17 protein-coding genes are annotated in these 17,102 nt (G+C 66.2%); 10 read left to right on the plus strand and 7 right to left on the minus strand.

Translation table 11 applies throughout. The features are described from left to right. Window positions 1-10 precede the first annotated feature (10 nt). Genes ACIHA7_RS08120 through ACIHA7_RS08130 form a run of 3 tightly spaced genes read left to right on the plus strand, consistent with a single transcriptional unit; the run spans window position 11 to window position 3,085 of the window. Window positions 11-1,276 carry an LLM class flavin-dependent oxidoreductase gene (locus ACIHA7_RS08120; RefSeq protein ID WP_397286937.1) on the plus strand — a complete coding sequence of 422 codons (1,266 nt, stop codon included), beginning with the start codon at window positions 11-13 and terminating at the stop codon, window positions 1,274-1,276. Further along, on the plus strand, window positions 1,273-2,205 hold the full coding sequence (locus ACIHA7_RS08125; RefSeq protein ID WP_397286939.1) for an LLM class flavin-dependent oxidoreductase: 933 nt from the start codon (window positions 1,273-1,275) through the stop codon (window positions 2,203-2,205). Before ACIHA7_RS08120 ends, ACIHA7_RS08125 begins: the two co-directional genes overlap by 4 nt. A gap of 37 nt (window positions 2,206-2,242) precedes the next feature. Then, complete coding sequence (locus tag ACIHA7_RS08130; protein WP_397286941.1) at window positions 2,243-3,085, plus strand: SDR family NAD(P)-dependent oxidoreductase; 843 nt, start codon at window positions 2,243-2,245, stop codon at window positions 3,083-3,085. A 61-nt stretch (window positions 3,086-3,146) separates the two neighbouring features. On the opposite strand, the gene ACIHA7_RS08135 is transcribed toward ACIHA7_RS08130, so the two are convergent. The 3 genes from ACIHA7_RS08135 to ACIHA7_RS08145 are packed head-to-tail and all read right to left on the minus strand — an operon-like array spanning window position 3,147 to window position 5,433. Beyond that, complete coding sequence (locus tag ACIHA7_RS08135; RefSeq protein ID WP_397286943.1) at window positions 3,147-3,983, minus strand: SAM-dependent methyltransferase; 837 nt, start codon at window positions 3,981-3,983, stop codon at window positions 3,147-3,149. A gap of 28 nt (window positions 3,984-4,011) precedes the next feature. After that, on the minus strand, window positions 4,012-4,209 hold the full coding sequence (locus tag ACIHA7_RS08140) for a ferredoxin (protein ID WP_397286945.1): 198 nt from the start codon (window positions 4,207-4,209) through the stop codon (window positions 4,012-4,014). A 6-nt stretch (window positions 4,210-4,215) separates the two neighbouring features. Beyond that, window positions 4,216-5,433, minus strand: a complete 1,218-nt coding sequence (locus ACIHA7_RS08145) for a cytochrome P450 (RefSeq protein ID WP_397286947.1) — start codon at window positions 5,431-5,433, stop codon at window positions 4,216-4,218. 187 nt (window positions 5,434-5,620) lie between these two features. Between ACIHA7_RS08145 and ACIHA7_RS08150 the strand changes: the two genes are divergently transcribed. After that, the gene (locus ACIHA7_RS08150; protein WP_397286949.1) at window positions 5,621-6,418 is read left to right on the plus strand and encodes a phytanoyl-CoA dioxygenase family protein; all 798 of its coding nucleotides are present in this window, start codon (window positions 5,621-5,623) and stop codon (window positions 6,416-6,418) included. Between the two features lie 40 nt (window positions 6,419-6,458). Then, entirely contained in the window at window positions 6,459-7,370 is a 912-nt protein-coding gene (locus ACIHA7_RS08155) for an SDR family NAD(P)-dependent oxidoreductase (RefSeq protein WP_397286951.1), read from the plus strand. 13 nt (window positions 7,371-7,383) lie between these two features. Here the strand turns inward: ACIHA7_RS08155 and ACIHA7_RS08160 are convergent, their stop codons facing one another. Next, window positions 7,384-8,331, minus strand: a complete 948-nt coding sequence (locus tag ACIHA7_RS08160) for a LysR family transcriptional regulator (RefSeq protein ID WP_397286953.1) — start codon at window positions 8,329-8,331, stop codon at window positions 7,384-7,386. Between the two features lie 301 nt (window positions 8,332-8,632). Between ACIHA7_RS08160 and ACIHA7_RS08165 the strand changes: the two genes are divergently transcribed. Together ACIHA7_RS08165 and ACIHA7_RS08170 are read left to right on the plus strand one after the other, a co-directional pair. Then, window positions 8,633-8,776: a hypothetical protein gene (locus tag ACIHA7_RS08165; protein ID WP_397286955.1), complete on the plus strand. Its 144-nt coding sequence runs from the start codon at window positions 8,633-8,635 to the stop codon at window positions 8,774-8,776. 249 nt (window positions 8,777-9,025) lie between these two features. After that, on the plus strand, window positions 9,026-9,400 hold the full coding sequence (locus ACIHA7_RS08170; RefSeq protein WP_397286957.1) for a response regulator transcription factor: 375 nt from the start codon (window positions 9,026-9,028) through the stop codon (window positions 9,398-9,400). Between the two features lie 64 nt (window positions 9,401-9,464). On the opposite strand, the gene ACIHA7_RS08175 is transcribed toward ACIHA7_RS08170, so the two are convergent. Genes ACIHA7_RS08175 through ACIHA7_RS08185 form a run of 3 tightly spaced genes read right to left on the minus strand, consistent with a single transcriptional unit; the run spans window position 9,465 to window position 12,365 of the window. Then, window positions 9,465-9,740, minus strand: a complete 276-nt coding sequence (locus ACIHA7_RS08175) for an acyl carrier protein (protein ID WP_397286959.1) — start codon at window positions 9,738-9,740, stop codon at window positions 9,465-9,467. Beyond that, complete coding sequence (locus ACIHA7_RS08180) at window positions 9,679-11,241, minus strand: amino acid adenylation domain-containing protein (protein ID WP_397286961.1); 1,563 nt, start codon at window positions 11,239-11,241, stop codon at window positions 9,679-9,681. Before ACIHA7_RS08180 ends, ACIHA7_RS08175 begins: the two co-directional genes overlap by 62 nt. Further along, window positions 11,238-12,365 (minus strand): acyl-CoA dehydrogenase family protein, encoded by a 1,128-nt coding sequence (locus tag ACIHA7_RS08185; protein WP_397286963.1) that lies wholly within the window; start codon window positions 12,363-12,365, stop codon window positions 11,238-11,240. The genes ACIHA7_RS08180 and ACIHA7_RS08185 overlap by 4 nt, the downstream gene beginning before the upstream one ends. Window positions 12,366-12,603: 238 nt before the next feature. Between ACIHA7_RS08185 and ACIHA7_RS08190 the strand changes: the two genes are divergently transcribed. The 3 genes from ACIHA7_RS08190 to ACIHA7_RS08200 all read left to right on the plus strand — a co-directional run bounded on the left by ACIHA7_RS08190 (window position 12,604) and on the right by ACIHA7_RS08200 (window position 17,072). Next, on the plus strand, window positions 12,604-13,623 hold the full coding sequence (locus ACIHA7_RS08190) for a ketoacyl-ACP synthase III family protein (RefSeq protein ID WP_397286965.1): 1,020 nt from the start codon (window positions 12,604-12,606) through the stop codon (window positions 13,621-13,623). Window positions 13,624-14,180: 557 nt separating this feature from the next. Then, the gene (locus ACIHA7_RS08195; RefSeq protein WP_397286967.1) at window positions 14,181-15,617 is read left to right on the plus strand and encodes a M14 family zinc carboxypeptidase; all 1,437 of its coding nucleotides are present in this window, start codon (window positions 14,181-14,183) and stop codon (window positions 15,615-15,617) included. A gap of 318 nt (window positions 15,618-15,935) precedes the next feature. After that, window positions 15,936-17,072 carry a diguanylate cyclase domain-containing protein gene (locus ACIHA7_RS08200; RefSeq protein WP_397286969.1) on the plus strand — a complete coding sequence of 379 codons (1,137 nt, stop codon included), beginning with the start codon at window positions 15,936-15,938 and terminating at the stop codon, window positions 17,070-17,072. The last annotated feature ends 30 nt before the right edge of the window (window positions 17,073-17,102 follow it).

A 17,102-nucleotide genomic window follows, 5' to 3' on the forward strand; every position in this document is an offset into this window, starting at 1 on the left:
GAGGAGAACCATGAATCAGCAGCAGCGAACGCTGCGCCTCGGCGCCTGTATCGATGGCCCCGGCGGCCACATCGCGGCCTGGCGGCACCCGCAGACCCCCGCCGACGCGCAACTCGACTTCGCATTCCATCGGCGCAACGCCCAAGCGCTCGAACGAGCCGTGTTCGATGCCATTTTCGTCGCGGATGTCGTCGCGCTGTGGGGTACGGATGTGCAGCACCTGAGCAGGACCGCCCGCAACGAACACTTCGAGCCGCTCGCCCTGCTCTCGGCCTACGCCGCGACCACCGACCACATCGGCCTCGTCGCGACCGCGACCACCACTTACAACGAACCCTACGATCTGGCACGGAAATTCGCGTCCCTCGATCACCTCAGCGGTGGCCGGGCGGGCTGGAACGTGGTGACCTCCGCCGCGCCGTGGGAATCGCGCAACTTCGGCTTCCCCGAACACATGGAGCACGATCTGCGCTACGCGCGTGCGGACGAGTTCATCGCGGTGACGAACCGGCTGTGGACCTCGGGCCTCGAGCCGATCGAGCACAGCGGACAGTTCTTCAGCGTCCCCGGCCCGCTCAACGTGTCGACCTCGCCACAGGGACGGCCGGTGATCTTCCAGGCGGGTGCGTCTCCGGTCGGCCGCGCGTTCGCCGCCCGGCACGGCGAGGTGATCTTCACCCGGCATACCCGGCTGTCCGACGCCCAGGAATTCTACGCGGACTTGAAGGCACGCGCCGCCGGAAACGGCCGCAGCCCCAACACGATCCAGATCTGGCCCGGATTGCAGCCGATCGTCGCGAGCACCGAGGCCGAGGCCAAGGATCGACTGCGGCAGCTGCAAGAATTGATGCCCGACATCGTCGCGCTGCGCGCGCTGCAGGCGCAACTCGGTGAGGTGGACCTGACCGAGTACCCGCTGGACGGCCCGGTACCGGAGCTGCCCGTCACGAACAACTCGCGCAGCACCGCCCAGCGCTGGATCGACCTCGCCCGCAGAGAGAACCTGACCCTGCGCCAGCTGTCGGTGCGCACCGCAGGCGACATCGTCGCGGGGACCCCCGAACAACTCGCCGACCATATGGAGACCATGTTCACCCAGGGCGCGGCGGACGGATTCCTTGTCGACTTTCCTTCGTTGCCGAGTTCCCTGGACGACTTCGTCGAGCACGTCGTGCCGGAGCTGCGCAGGCGGAAGCTGCTGCGCACGTCCTATGTCGATGGCACGTTGCGTGACAATCTCGGCCTGACCGAGTCGGCGCTGGCAGGTGCGCGATGACCCTCGTACTCTTCGCGCAGTTGACTACCGCGGGCAGCGGCGGCGGCAATGGTCGCGCGACCTTCGCCCACGTCTGTGAATGGGCGCGCGCCGCGCAGCGCGCGGGAATCGACGCGCTGCTGTTCGATGACGGCCAAGACGTCCAGCCTGCGGGGCAAGGGGCCTTCGAGGCAGGCACGCTCGCCGCCGCACTGGCCGCCGCCACGGACGGCATCGGCCTGGTGCCGTCGATCTCGACCGACCAGCTCGCGCCGTATCACGTGGCCCGCTTACTCGCGACGATCGACTACCTCAGCGGCGGTCGCGCGGGCTGGGAAATGGCCGCGCCCGCCGCGGGGCTGGCCAGGGCCGAGGAATTCGCCGAGGTCGTCTGCGGCCTGTGGGACAGCTTCGCCGATGACGCGTTCCTGCGCGACCGCGAATCCGGCGTCTACTTCCGGCCGGAGCGGTTGCGCCCGCTCGACCACAAGGGCGCGCACTTCGACGTGGCCGGGCCGCTCAACATAGCCCGCCCGCCGCAGGGACATCCGGTGCTGGTACGCCGGGCCGACAGTCCCGAGGCCGCCGCACTCGCGGGGCGGGTGTCCGACATCGCCGTCGTGCCGGTCGATCGGGCCGACGACGTGCGCGAGATCGCGGACACGGTAACCGAGTCGGCGCAAGCGGCCGGTCGACGGCGCGGCGACGTGCTGATCCTGCTGGAGCGCTCGACGGCCACACCCGTTGAGCACCTGATCCGGTTGGCCGGATCAGGTGTCGTCAACGGCTTCAGCTTGGTTGCCTCGCAGCATGATTCGGCGGAAAAGGCGTATACCGACATGCTGGAGATCGCCGCCGCCGTTCGCCGTCGCTCACCAGGCGCCTCGGACACGACACTGCGGGCACGGCTCGGCTTGCGTCGTCCCCTCGGTAAATGGAGCGCGGCGTGACGACCGCTAGACCACCTCAGACAGGAGCGAATCACCCATGAGCGCATATCCGAATCTCCGCGGCAAGGTCGCCGTGGTCACCGGCGGAGCCTCCGGGATCGGCAAGGGCATCGCCGAGCAACTCATCACCGAGGGCATGCAGGTGATCATCGCCGACATCGAGCGCGATGCGCTGGCGCGGACCGCAGCCGAGATCGGTGCGGTCGGCATCCATACCGACGTCAGCGAGGTGGACAGCGTGCGGGCGCTCGCCAAGGCGGCCACCGACCGGTTCGGCACCGTGCACGTCGTCTGCAACAACGCGGGCGTAGGGCCGATCGGCCGGATCGCCGATCTCACGATCGAGGACTGGCAGTGGATGCTCGGGGTCAATCTCTTCGGCGTCATCCACGGCGTGCAGACCTTTCTACCGATCTTGCGGGCCAACGAGGACGGCGGCCACATCGTGAACACCGCCTCGATATTCGGGTTGTTCGCCCAGCCGCCGTTGGCGGCCTACGCCGTCAGCAAGTACGGGGTCGTCGCGCTTACCGAGGCACTGGCCGGCGAACTCGAGCAGGACGGATCGAAGGTCGGCACGACCGTATTGTGTTCGGCCACCGTGCAAACCAATGTGGCCACGAGCACCCGCAACCGGCCGCAGCGCTATGCGAGCGGGGGACTGAGTGACTTCGAGATGACCGAGGAGGAGTACCGGGCACAGCGTTGGCTGGCTCCCGAGGAGGTCGGCGCGATCGTGGTCGGTGCGGTCAAGCGCGGTGACCTCTACGCCGTCACCCACTCCGAGTGGTACGCCCCGATCGAGCAACGGCACAAGGAGATCGCCGCGGCCTTCGAGCGGGCCGCCGCGTTCGGCCCCGAGGTCGACTCGGCGACATAGCAAACAGCAAGAGGGGCGCGGCTTCGATGAAGCCGCGCCCCTCTTGCTGTTCCGGTGATCGTCAGCCGCGCGTGGCGGTGATGAACAGATAACCGTTCTCCGGTGTGGCCGCCGCGCGGCGCATGAAACCGGTGAACTCGTCGAGCTCCTGCTCTGTCGCGTGCACCAAGAATTCAGCACGCTTCTTTTCTACGGCGTCGGCGAGCACGATTCCCGTGCGATTGACCTTGTCGGTGATATCGGTGATCTCGACATCGATGAAACCGTTCGCGGCCAACTGCTCGCGATATTCCTCGGCGGTGCCGAGGGAGTGGATCTTATAGGTGGTGCGAATATGGTCGAGGACGACCTTCCCCTCCGGGCTGACGGGCCCGCGCTCCACGACATCGGCGATCGCCAGCCGGGCGCCGGGGCGCAAGACGCGGGCGGCCTCGGCCAGCACGCGACCGCGGTCCGGCATGTGCAGCATCGACTCCAGCGCCCATGCGGCGTCGAAGGAGCCGTCGGGGAACGGCATATCCATCGCGTCGGCCAACCGGAACTCGGCGCGGTCGGCGAGGCCGAGCTCGGCGACGCGAGCCTGCCCCTGTTCGGCCTGCACCCGGCTGATCGTGATGCCGACGACGGAGACGTCGCGTGCGTTGGCCAGGCGCAGCGTCGGATTGCCGTTGCCACAACCGATATCGAGCACGCGTTGACCGGGCTGGGCGTTCAGGCCCGCGATCATCAGATCGGTGAGCCGATCGGTTGCCACCTCGATGGGGCTGTCCTCGTCGGAATCGTTGTCCCAGTAGCCATAATGGAGATTGGCACCCCATAGCTCGTCGAGCTTGCCTTCCAGACTGAACTTGTCGGTTCCGTCGTAGAAGCTGGCCACATCGTCGGTGCTGACTGTCATCGGTGACTTCCCGTTCGGTTGCGGATTTTCAGAGGTCTTCTCGAAGTGCCAGGGCGGCATTGGGGCAGAGCCGGACGACCCTGCGCACGGTCTCGACGCGCGCGGGATCGGGCTCCGGCTCGGTGACGACAACACGGCCGTCGTCGCCGGAGTCGAAGATGTCGGGGGCCGCGCGCAGGCAGTGCCCCGCGCCGATACAGCGGTCCTGATCCGCGATGATGCGCATGCGGCGTTACCAGGTGACCGGGAACTCGTCCAGGCCGAAGATCGCGGCGTCATATTTGAACGAGAGGTCCTCGACCTGCGCGTTCAGCCGCAACGTGCTGACCCTCCGGAACAGTGTCTCGTAGGCGGTCTCCAGCCAGGCGCGGGCCAAATTCTGGCCGATGCACTGATGAACGCCGTACCCGAACGCCAGGTGATTGCCGGAGCCGCGGTGGATGTCGAACTCGCCGGCCCGGTCGAAGGCCCGTTCGTCGTGGTTGGCCGAGGCGCACAGCGCGAAGACCGCGTCGCCCGCCCTGATCACCTGATCGCCGACCGCGATATCCCCGACGGCGATGCGGCCGAAGGTCGGCCCGTCCGCGACCGAGTGGTACCGCAGCAGTTCGTCCACCGCGTTCGGCCACAGCGCGGGGTCGGCGCGCAGCTCGGCGAGCTGCGCGGGGTGCCGCAGCAGGGTGAGGGTGCCGAGCATGATCATGTTCGACGTCGTCTCGTGCGCCGCGATCAGCAGCTGCAAGACCATGCCGACGGCGGCGTTATGGGTGATCTCGCCGGTCGCGACCCGCTGGACGACCAGCCTGCCGATGAGATTGTCGCCCGGTTCCCGCTCGGCTCGGGTGATGGCGGCGTCGACGTAGGCGCGCAGCTCCGCGACCGGGGCCAGCATGTCCTCGGACGCCTCGATCTTGCGAGTCCGCACCCGAGACTGGAAGAACCGGTGGTCGTCGTAGGGAACGCCGAGGAGCTGGCAGATGCCGAGCGAGGCGACCGGCAACGCGAACGCCTCGGCCAGGTCGGCAGGGGGACCGATGGCGAGCATGGCGTCCAGCAGCTCGTCGATCATCGCTTGCACGCCCGGCCGAAGCGCCTTGATGCGCTTGAAGCTGAACTCGGGGATCAGCATTCGCCGGTAGACATCGTGCTCGGGCGAGTCCATGTTGAAGAACTCGCCCTCGAACAATTGATAGCGCTCGGCATCCGGATCCGAGGTCAGCTCGGGAAATCCGGGCCGGGTGATGTCGGTACTGATGTGTGGACTGGCCAGTACCTGCTGCACCTCGGCGTACCGCGTCACCACCCACGCAGGCTGCCCGTTGGGCAGTCGCACGCGGGCGAGTGGCCCCGCTTCGCGCAGCTCGGCGTATTCCGTTGCCGGAGCGAACGGACATTGCCGTCGCATCGGGAAGCTGCGTACCGCAGTCTGATTCTCACCGAGCGTCGTCACTGCGCTGTCTCTGGTAACTCTGCAACCGCTGTCGACATATTCGCAGTCTCGCGCACATCGATCTCGCGTTTGAAGTGAACCTTCGTACATTAAACCTTTGTGCGATGCACGAAGGTTCACTTTACGCCCGGCCCGCGGCGCGTTTAGAAATAGTTTGTTGCTGCCCAGGATTGACGGGAGAATTGGCGTGACCGAGACGAGTAGCCAGACGCGATCGGCCGTGGTCGACCAGCGATATGTCACGCAGTTCCGGGAAGACGGTTTCACGCACGTCCCGAATGTGCTGACCCCGGAGGAAGTAGCACAGTACCGGGCGGCGGCGCTGGCGGAGATCGAGCGCAGTGGCGTGGTGGCCGGCATGGGCATGAAGGTCGGTGTGACGGCGGTGCGGATCACCAAAGACGCGTTCCGCAACAACGACGTGCTGCGCGGCCTTGCCCGTCATCCGCGGGTCGGCGCGATCGCCGAGCAGCTGTCCGGTATCTCGTTGCGGGTATGGGGCGGTGAGACGTTGGTCAAGTCACCAGGGGACGCGGCGCCCACCACGTGGCACGATGATTTGACGCTCGCGCCGTTGGATGGCCGGTTGCTACTGAACGCGTGGATCGCCTTGGTCGACGTCCCGGTCGAGCGCGGCTGCATGACGTTCATCCCCGGCTCGCATCGGCGACCGGAACCGTTTCGCGCCCCGTTGACCGCTGCGCAGGAGAACCCCGAATCTTATTTGTTCGATACCTATCCCGGACTCACCTGGGATCGACGGGTCACCGTCCCGCTGCGCGCCGGCGACGCCACCTTCCACCAGTGGCGGACCGGACATACCGCGGGCGGCAACACTTCCGACGCCGACCGCGTCGCATTCATCACCACCTACACCGATGCGGAGGCGACCTACCGGCCGCATCCCGGCCACCAGTGGGCCGATCTGGAGGCAGGCCAGTTGCCGCCCGACGAGATCTATCCGCGGGTTGCGGACTTCGCGTGAGCACAACGATTTTCGAGGGAGAATAGTGCAGCACGCGGTCGTGACCGGGGCGACGAACGGGATCGGCGAGGCGATCGCGCGTCGCCTCGCCGGCCCCGGCCGGACGCTAACGCTGGTGGGGCGCAGCGATTCTCGGCTCCGGGCGGCTCGAGACCGGATCCAGGCGGCCGTCCCCGGCGTCGAACTCGTTGTGGAGCGAGCCGATCTGGCGGAGCTCGGCCAGGTGCGCGAGCTGGCGGACCGACTCTCGGCCGGGCCGCCACCGGACGTGATCGTCAGCAACGCCGCAGTGGTGACCTCGGTGGACCGAATGACCTCCGACGGTCTGCCGAGGATGCTGACCATCAATTATCTGGCGCCGTATCTGCTGCTGCGTACCTTGACCTCGGTGGTGGAGCGCGCCAGGGTGATCGTCATCGCGTCCGACCCGGTACTGCTCGCGCACGAGCCGGTCGACCTGGACGACATCCTCTGCGCCGACACCGGGCGTCTCGGCGAGCACACCGGCCTGTGGCCTTATTACGTGTACGCGCGCAGCAAGAACATGAACACGATGTTCGCTTATGCGCTGGCGCGGCGCCTCGCCGGGACCGACGTCACGGTGAACGTCTGCCACCCCGGCACGATCGCCGGTACCGGCCTCGGCGGGGAAGCGCCCGGGCTCGGCCCGATCATCGTCCAGGCGCACGCCGATGGGATTCTGCCCCAGCCAGGCCCGCAACCCGGTGTCGGGGAGTGGGAGCACGGCCGGTCCGACCCCGCGGCGCTACCCGGCCCGGACGTCGGCGCGCGGATCCCGGTATGGCTGGCCACCTCGCCCGAGGTGGCTGGCGTGTCCGGCCGTTTCTACGTGGACCGCGCTCCCGTCGAGACCGCGTCGCACACTACCGATCCCGAACGCTGCGACCGGCTGTGGCGGGAGAGCGCGGCACTGGTCGGTCTCGCGCCGTGAAACCCGCTGTCGATCAACTGGATCGGCCCCACAGTCCCGCACGGATCTCGGTCGGGGGGAGCCAGTGTCGGCCGGGGTCGAACGGTTCGAAGTCGGCGGTGATATGCCGGATGAGTCGAGGCAGCGCCGGATGCCTGTTACGCCGGTGCCACAGCATGGAGTGCGGGTAGCCGGGGGTCGGCTCCACAACTGGGATTCGGCGGATATCGGGGTGCCAAGGCACGCGCAATCGTTCGCCGGAGAACATGTAAAGGTCCGATGATTCGGCGATCTCGTCGAGCATGTGGTCCAAGCCGAAGTTCGGTCCGCCGGTGTCGATCGTGAGCCCGAAGTCCGCGGTGAGATCGTCGTAGTACTGCGCCCATTCGCTGCCCGGCTCGTTGCCGGGCATTCGGGCGGTCGAATCGACGAGATCGACGAGCCTGACCTGGCGCCGCTCGGCGAGGCGGTGCCCGGGGCCGACCAGGATGTGCAGGGGTTCGAGATAGGCCGGTATGTGGTCGATGTCGGGGTCGAGCGCGCCGACCACCCGCGCGAAGGCGACGTCGATCGTGCCGTTGACCAGGGCGGAGCGCCCGCTGCGCAACCCGGGGGAGGTCACGATGTCGATCTCCACGTCGTGGTGTGTCTCGTGGAACGTCCGGACCAGTTCGGTGGCCGCGAGCCGGGTTCCGAGCACGTCCACCCGCAGCGGTCGGCTGCGTCCCCGTAGCGAGGCGGTGGCCTGGTCGGCCAGCGCGATGAGGGACCTGGCGTGAGGCAGGAAAGCGGCGCCGTCCTCGGTCAGGCCGCTGCCGTGCCGTGAGCGGTGGAACAGTGTCGTACCCAGCGCGGCTTCCAGTTTCGCGATTCGTTTGGAGACCGCTTGCTGTGTCAATCCCAGTTGGTCCGCGGCCTCGCCGAAGTGCTGGTGGTCTGCGATGACGACGAAGGCTCGGACCGCGCCGAGGTCCAGTTCCAACCCTGCTCCTTTCACAACAGCCTGGTGTCGGCCTGCCTAGTCGGTTGTTGGACTTGGGCCGTCCAATCGGGTCAAATGGATAGAACCTGGACGACAGTACAAGAAGGGCCGGGTGTGGCCGAAACCTGGCCCCGCCTGGTCATTCCGAGGAGGCGCGAATTCTACATTCAGCTGGAATGGATCGCCACTGCGGCCGGGAGCCGGTGGCTTGCTGAGCGCCGTGAGCCAGACTCGGGACGCTCGTGTGTGCGAGAGGCGTTGTTGGATAACGACTTCGGAGTCATATAGCTCGTATCGGGTCGTGGAGATCAATGATCTTGTGGCGCAACGTATTCAGATCGTGAGGGTAGTGGAGGTGGGGGTTATCGAGCATGAAGCCCGTTGCGGCAGAACCGTTGTCGGCGATCCGAACTTCCGGTTGGAAGAAACTTCGCGGCTCGATTAGTATCGCCGGGAGGTAGGATGAATCTGGTTGGATCGACAGCGAGCGAGGGAGTCCACGAGTCGGGAGTTGAGAGCGGCTAATTGTAGATTTTCTGCGGGCACTGTGATTTTTTTGCTGCCTTCGAGCACGTTGTAGAGCCATTGTGGGGCCAGCTGTCACCGCAGGAGAAATGATAGTAGCGCGTTTCTCTTGGATAACGCGGAAGTCGGGGCGGGTCGATGAACCCGTGGCAGCCAGGGGAGAATTTTGATGTCTGAAGAGCTCGAGCAGGGAACGTTGGTCGAAGATTGTTCGATCGAGGTCGCTCCTCCGACATGGCACGATGAGACTGCGCGTGCGGCATTGCTGTCATCTCGGGAGATCCAAGTATTCCGGCTGCTCGGCAGTGGTAGATCCAACCGAGCCATCGCCGGTCAGTTACAGATCACCGAACGTACGGTGAAGGCGCATGTCGCGCGCATCATGGCAAAGGTCGGTGTCGAATCGAGACTGCAGGCCGGCCTGGTCTCATACGCCTATCAGCTCGCGCAGCAGGGGCGCGAGACATGCCACGCCGTGGGGCGGCGATGCGGGTGCAGCTATACGTCGAATATGCCGGGCCACCTCGGATCAGCTGTCTGCTGAACGCGATTCGCCGCGGCGCGGTGGTATCCCGACGACCGGGCAACCATCGCGCCGCGGCGTCATTTCATGCCGACTGTTCGCGGATCGCGGTAGTCGCGTCGGCGATCAGGGCGGCAATACAGTTCGCGTTGCGGAAATTTCGCACATTGACGCTGGATTGCGGTATGTCGCAACCGAACTCGGCGCGGATGAAGCTGATCAACTCCATCGTGTTCACCGAATTGAGGATGCCCCAGTCGAGTAGCGGAGTTGTGGCGTCCAGATCGCTGGCCGGATCGTTATCGAGAAACCGTTCGTGAATGAACGCCAGCAGTCGATCGGTCAGTTCGGCCTGTGTCATGGTGTTGTACTCCTTGTGCATTCGGTTCGGATCGGTGCTTGTGCTCGGGTGCCGCTGCGAGCAGCGCGGCGCGGTCGGTCTTTCCGGTCCGAGTTCGCGGCAGCGACGGCACGATGCACACCTCGTCCGGGACCATGTAGCGCGGCAGAGTTGCGGCACTGTGCCGCTTGATCTCCAGCACGCTGAGCCGGTGCTCCGGACGCGGCACCAGGAACGCGATGAGGCGGGCGTCGATGCCCGCGCCGCGCACCGCTGCAACGGCTTCGGCTACCGCAGGGTGCGCGGTGAGCGCGGTTTCCACCTCGCCGAGCTCGACCCGATGACCGCGGACCTTGAGCAGCTGGTCGCGGCGGCCGAGATAGTCGAAGGATCCATCGTCGAGTACCCGCACGATGTCCCCGGTGCGATAGACGCCGTGCTGTGGCTCTTGTCCCCAGTAGCCGAGCATCACCGTCGGGCCCTCGACGATCAGCTCACCGTCCTCGCCGGATTCGGCCACCGTGCCATCGGGCCGCTCGGCCCAGACCTTGTCGCCGCAGGTGGCCTGGCCGATCGGCACCGGCCGGTCGCGCAGCAGATCGGCGTCGGTCACCTCGTGACCGGTACACACATTGGTTTCGGTCGGCCCGTACAGGTTCAGCAGCCGCGCCCCCGTCCAGGACCGTAGGTCGCGTACCTGGCCGATGGGGAACGGCTCGCCCGCGAAGAGCACTGCGCGTAACGACGGCGGGGCGGGGGCATCGAGCATTCCGCCATCGCGCATCATCAGCGTGAGCACGGAGGGCACCGAGTACCAGACGGTGATCTGCCGGTCGTGCAGGAACTCGGCGAGTTGTACCGGGGCATAGGCGAGTTCGGCGGGGATCAGATGCACCGAGGCGCCGACCGCGAACGCCGCATAGAGATCGAGCACGGACAGGTCGAAGGTCAGCGGTGCATGGTTGGCGAACCTGTCGTCGGGTCCGGCCGCCAGCGTGGTGACGGCCCAGTCCACAAAGGCGCGGGCATTGCCGTGGCTGATGCACACGCCCTTCGGCGCACCCGTCGAGCCGGATGTGTAGAGGATGTAGGCCAGATCGGACGGCGCGGTGTCGACAGCTCCATCGACCGCGCCGTCCGGTACGGGCAGCTGGGCCGACAGATCGAGCCATGCCGTGCCCGCGGGGAGATTCGGGACGGGTGGGAACGCGCTGCAGACCACCGCTACGCCGCAGTCGCCTGCGAGCGCCGTCACCCGGCTCTGCGGGGTTGCGCCATCGGCGGGCACATAGGCCGCGCCGAGGCGCAGGGCCGCGAGCATCGCGGCAATGGTAATGGGGGACTTGTCCTCCCAGACAATCACCCGGTCGCCACGGCCGACGCCGAGCTGGGCCAGCGCACCGGCCAGCCCGGCCGCGGTCCGGTCGAGTTCCGCGTAGCTCATCGCAGCGAGCGGTCCGGCGACGGCCAGCCGATCCGGATACCGGGCAACCGTGTCGAGGAATCCATCGAGCAGGTTCACAGGCCCATCTCCCGTGCGATGATGTCGCGCTGAATCTCGGTGGTTCCGGAGAACAATCGTGCGGGCACCGAGTCACGCAGGTATCGCTCGACGCCACCGGCGACGAGGTAACCCTGCGCGCCGAAGATCTGAATCGCGTCGAGACTGTTGGCCACCGCTGCCTCGGATACCGCGACCTTGGACAGCGCGGCGGCGGCGGTTTGCTCGCCGGCACCCTGATCGATCAGCCAGCATGCCCGATACATCAGCAGCCGGGCGCTCTCCAGTCGCTGCTTCATCGTCGCGATGCGATGGGACACGGCCTGGAATCTGGCGATCGGTCTGCCGAACTGCCGCCGTCGGCGGGCGTGCGCGACGCAGCGCTCGAGCTGATCGTCCATCATGCCGATGTATGTGGCGAACAGGCAGGCGCGTTCCCAGGTCATGGCGTGGGCGAAGATCGCCGAACCCTGCCCTTCACCGCCGAGCAGGTAATCCTCGGACACCCGGCAGTCCTGGAATCCCACCCGCCCTGCCTGACAGCCTGCCAGCCCCATCTTGGCGAGCGGATCGCCGAGGTGGATGCCAGTGTGGCCGGCGGGTACCGCGAAGGCCGAGATTCCGAGGAAGCCGCCGTCCGGAGCCGTGGTCGCGTAGGTCACGAGCACGTCGGCGGCGGGTCCGTTGCTGACGAACGATTTCTCCCCGTTTATCACGTACGCGTCGTGGTCGCGGTGCGCGGTCACGGCAAGCCTGCTGGTATCCGAACCTGCCTCGTCTTCGGTGATGGCGTTGGCCGCCACGAGTTCTCCGGCGGCCAGGCCCGGCAGTAGCTCGCGGCGCAGGCGCTCGGCCCCGAAATCTCGAATGGCCACGGCGCCAGCGAGCAGATGGGCCGACACCCCGAAGACGAGTCCGGTGTCCGGACACCCACGACCGAAGGCGGCCAGGGTCAGCGCGGTGTCGAACGCGCCGAGACCGCCACCGCCGTACTCGGCCGGGATGCACAACCCGGTGAGCCCTAGGGCCGCAGCCGTTTTCCACTTGTCCGCAGCGGACGCGGCATCGTCTGCCAGTCGATCGCGAGTCTCATCCAGGACCGCCTCGTATCGCTCCAGCTGTGCGGCAGTCAGCGCAAAATCCATCTGTGTCCTCGTAACGAATTATCGGAACCGGCGTCCGGAATGGGTTTCTGAAGAACGGCAACAAAGCAGGACCCCTCGCAATCTTGCGCAATGGAGATCTTGTATTCAATTGTCCTTTCGGACATGAACCTTTGGTCTAGTGCGTTGGTTCACTTTAAGCCGATGTGCAGAAAGTCTAGAAATAGCGGGAGTGGTCCATGAGCGTCGCCTACCATGCGAGCTCTGAACGGAAGCGGGTGTGTTCATCGTGGGTAATATATTTCTCGCCGGAGTCGGTTGTGTGCTGCCGCCCGAGGTGCAGGCCGCCGAAGCGCTGGCGGCCGGGGTCTGGACGAAGCGCGACGCCATCGATACCGAACAACTCGCGGTCACCGTTGCGCAGGACGATCAGTACTCGCCCGACCTCGCGGTGGAAGCCGCACGTCTGGCGCTCGGGCGAGCCGGGCGCTCCTCGGCGAACATCGCTCTCGCGCTGCACTGCATGATGCTCACTCCCGGCGGCAGGCTCTGGCATGGTGCGCCTTACGTCCATCGACGGCTCGGCGCGCCGACGGGCCGGTGCCTGGCCAGTGATCTCGACGCCGGATGCGATGGCATGCTCGTCGGCTTGGAACTTGCGTGCGCCTACCTCGACGCCCGCGCTGAGGACGACCTCGCACTTATCACCGCAGGCGATTGCTGGCGTGCGCACGAGGTCGATCGATGGCGCACGTCGAACAATCCATTCGGTGACGGCGCGGCCGCCGCGGTGGTCTCGCGGGCAGGCGGGTTCGCGCGTATCGCGGGTATCGCGTCGTTCAGCGATCCTGAGTTGGAGCCCATCGGGCGGGGTATGAACCCATTCTCGCCCGAGCGTGAGCAACTCACCGGGCCGGTATATCTGCGCACGCGGCACGAAGAGATCGTCGACGGCGAACGCATTTGGAAGTCGGTCGCCGACGACGTACGCGGGGTAGTCTCCTCGGCCACCGGCGAGGCTGGTATCAGCTTGTCCGACATAGATTATGTCGTCTGCCCGTTTCTGGGGAAACAGTTGACGACGATGCAATTTCTCGAGCCACTGTCCCTCGATCTGAGTATTACCCCGTGGGAATTCTCGCGCCGCGTAGGGCATATCGGTCCGGCGGATCCGATGGCAGGCTTGGACTACCTCGTCAACACCGAGCGGGTGAGCTGGCGCTACATCCTCCTGTTGGCGCACGGGCTCGGCGGAACAACCACGGCGGTAGTCCTCGAATCCACCGGGTCCGGCCAGTGAGCGCACGCCGCGGCCATCGCTCCGGCGAGCGGTCCCTCGGCCGGGTACGGACCACATGCCCGGCATCTGAGTGGCCACGTCTTCGGATCGCCGAGGTGTTGCTCGGCGATCAATGGCGGGCAGCGCGGGCGAGTCGCTCTCGTTAGCCGGAGTGGTCGGCTGCGGCCAAGGGCCGCAGCATCTTTCGGGCAACCCACATTTCTCGCGCGTAGCTCATTCGGCGACGGCACCTGTATTCCCCACTCGTCATCTGGGGTTTCACCGAGCCGATGCCGCGGCTTAATCTCCGCCCATCGGGAATTCATCCGTCCCTTTGGAGGAGCCGATATGTCCCGTATCTTCCGTCGCTCGTATCGAGGGGTTCGGTGTGTGCCGGACTCGGCGGTCCGGCGGCGACCGGTCGACTCGATCCAGGTGCCCGGCCGCGAGCCGGTCGGCGTCCTGTGTGCGGGCGCGTCGGGTATCGGGACAGGCGAAGTCCGCGTCGGGGACTGCAGACAACCTCGTGCCGCGCGCAATGCGGTGGCCGGCGGTTGTGCGAGAGACAAGGGAAGTCCATGAGCAGAGTACGCAATATTCTGGCATCTATTACCGCGGTGACGGTCTGCGGTTTTTCGACGCTGGCCCTGAATCCGGCGACGGCGAGCGGCCAGGATGACTCGCCCTACTACTGGGAAGTTCCGGTGCCGACCCAGGCGCAGAAGGACATCATCGAGGAGGCCGGTATCGAAATGGTTCCGGCGGGTCCGGGGCAGGTGACCATCGCCGCGGACGAGGCGACGGCCAAGGCACTGCGGGAACGCGGACTTCAACCGAGAAAGGGTGCGCCGGTATACAAGTCGTTACCGCAGGAGCGAAAAGCTCCTGACCCCACGTATTACGGCGGTTATCACACCGCGGCGGACCTGCTCAAACATGCCTCGGATGTGGCGGCGAAATACCCGGGCATCGCCCAGGTACACAACATCGGCAAGAGCTGGAAGGCCGAGCGCGGCACCGGCGGCCACACCATGAACGTCATCTGCCTGACCGGCATCGCGAAGAAGGCCACCGACCAGGAGAAGGCGGCGGCCGCCAAAGCGACGGTCGCACCGAACGGCTGCGCGTTGTCGCCCACCGCCGCCACCAAGCCGCGCTTCCTGCTGACCGCGCAGATCCACGCCCGCGAGCTGGCGACCGGCGAACTGGCCTGGAAGTGGATCGACTTCCTCGCCAACGGCTACGGCACCGACAGCACGGCGACCTCGATCCTGGACAACACCGAGATCTGGGTGGTTCCGGTGACCAACCCGGACGGGGTCGACGTGACGGCCAGCGGTGGGAACCGGCCGAAGATGCAGCGTAAGAACGTCAACAACACCCAGACGCCCTCGTCCTGCTCGGTCGTCGACGGGTCGGGCAACGGTCCGGGCGTGGATCTGAACCGCAACTTCACCATCCGCTGGGGCGGCGATTCGCGCAACCCATGCTCGCAGACGTTCCAGGGTCCGCGCGCCGCCTCCGAACCGGAAACTCAAGCGGTGCAGCGGCTTTACGCGAGCCTGTTCACCAATCAGCGCCCCGCGGGCAGCCGGGATGTTCCGGATACCGCCAAGGGAATCGTGATCGATCTGCACGCGTACGGTAATTACGGCATCATTCCGAGCGGTGCGACCACGAAGAACGCCGGCCAGTTGCGCGCGTTGGCCAAGAAGATCGTTCCCGGATTCATCGTCGGCACCTCCGAAGAAACCGTCGGATACTCGACCACCGGAACGACCGACGATCAGGCGCACGGCGCATTGGGACTGGCCGCCCTCACCATCGAGATCGGCCCGAACAATTCGTCGTCCTGCGGCGGCTTCATGCCCCGCTACTCCTGCGTGAACGACACCTTCTGGCCGCAGATCAAGCGGGCGTTCACCACCGCGGCGCAATCCGCGGGCGCACCGTACAAGCAAACACAGCCGAGCCCCGCTGACAACCAAATACAGCAGAGTCCCGCAGGTAACTGATTGCATTCCGCGCGCCGACCTGGTCCCTGGTGGCCGGGTCGGCACTCGGCTGTTCGGGCTCGATACAACCCACGAGCCGCGCAACCGATCGCGAACCGGCGGACCTGGCCGACCGCGCGGTGACATTGGTAACTGGACCGATTTTTCCTACCGGAATACTGATAGCTTGTGCTGGCCATGCTTGCGCCATGCGTGCGATCTCGGTCCGGTGGTCGTCGTTGCCGGTCATTTCGTCGCCGATGTAAGGGCGGTATCGTGATGGCCAACAGCCGCTTGTCATCTCGGCCCCGGTGGCAATACCGGGTTGATTACAACTGGGTGGTCGATTTTCTCGAATACCATTCCGTACTCGGCCGGATCAAAATCGTGATCGGCGCGGGCGGCATGCTGATGCTTGTGAACGCCATGCTGATGGTTATCTCGCCTTCCGGTGTGCGCGGCGGGGCAGGCACCGTGGTGACCACGGCTTCCGCGGTTATCGGCGGTTTGTGGGCGGTGCGCTGGTGGGCGTTGCCGTGGCCGCGGGAGTCCGAATCACTGGTTTGGATCGGCGTCATCGATGGCGTCATCACCGTCGACAGCATGTTCGTGCAGGATCGGGTGCTCGGTGCTTTGGGGATCATCATGCTGGTCGCGACCGGAAGCTACGTGGCGGTCTTCCACAGTCCGCGAGTCCTGGCCTTGAGCGTCGGCTGGTCGTTGCTATCGATCGCGGTGTTGTCGGCCACGATGGTGTTCGGCACTGGACGGTGGCGCGGCGATATCGCGCTGGGTGTCGCCGTCGTAGTGGCCAATCTCGCCGTGATGGGGGTCGTGCTTCCGACGGTGCAACTGTCCCATTGGCTGCTGCGGATGGACGCGCTGTCCGACCCACTCACCAGACTGCTGAACCGGCGTGGCCTGGACTCGCACTGGTCGCAGGGCTACGGATCCGCCGGGCGCGCAACGGGTTACGCGATAGCGCTGGATCTGGACCGATTCAAATCGGTGAACGATAGGTTCGGCCACCCGTTCGGCGACGAGGTGTTGCGGCGGACAGCGGATCGGCTGCGCTCGGCGGCCGACTCCGACGCCCTCATCGCGCGCACCGGCGGCGAGGAGTTCGTGGTCGTCGGCCGGGTGCGCGACGCGCCCGCCGCCGTGGTCGCCGAGCGGCTGCGCGCTGCGATCGCGACGATGCCCGGACTGCCGATCACGATCACCGCCAGCGTCGGCGTCGCGGTCTTTGCGGCGGCGCGGCCCGATGGGCTACCGGCCCCATATCGTGTGCTGCGCGCCGCGGACGCGGCGATGTATCGCGCAAAGCGCCTGGGCGGCAACACTGTTGTCCGCACCGAGGTGAGCTGCCAGGGGTACGACACCGCGCCGGAGCCCGACCCGAGCTGCTTCGCGGGGGCAGGCGCCGAGGTTTCCAGGCTCACTCGACCGCGACACGAGCAGCACCGCCGATCCTGAACCTCGTACGGTCTACCCACGAGGAATGGA

It is taken from the genome of Nocardia sp. NPDC052316, assembly GCF_044547795.1.
In the GTDB taxonomy this organism is placed as follows: domain Bacteria; phylum Actinomycetota; class Actinomycetes; order Mycobacteriales; family Mycobacteriaceae; genus Nocardia.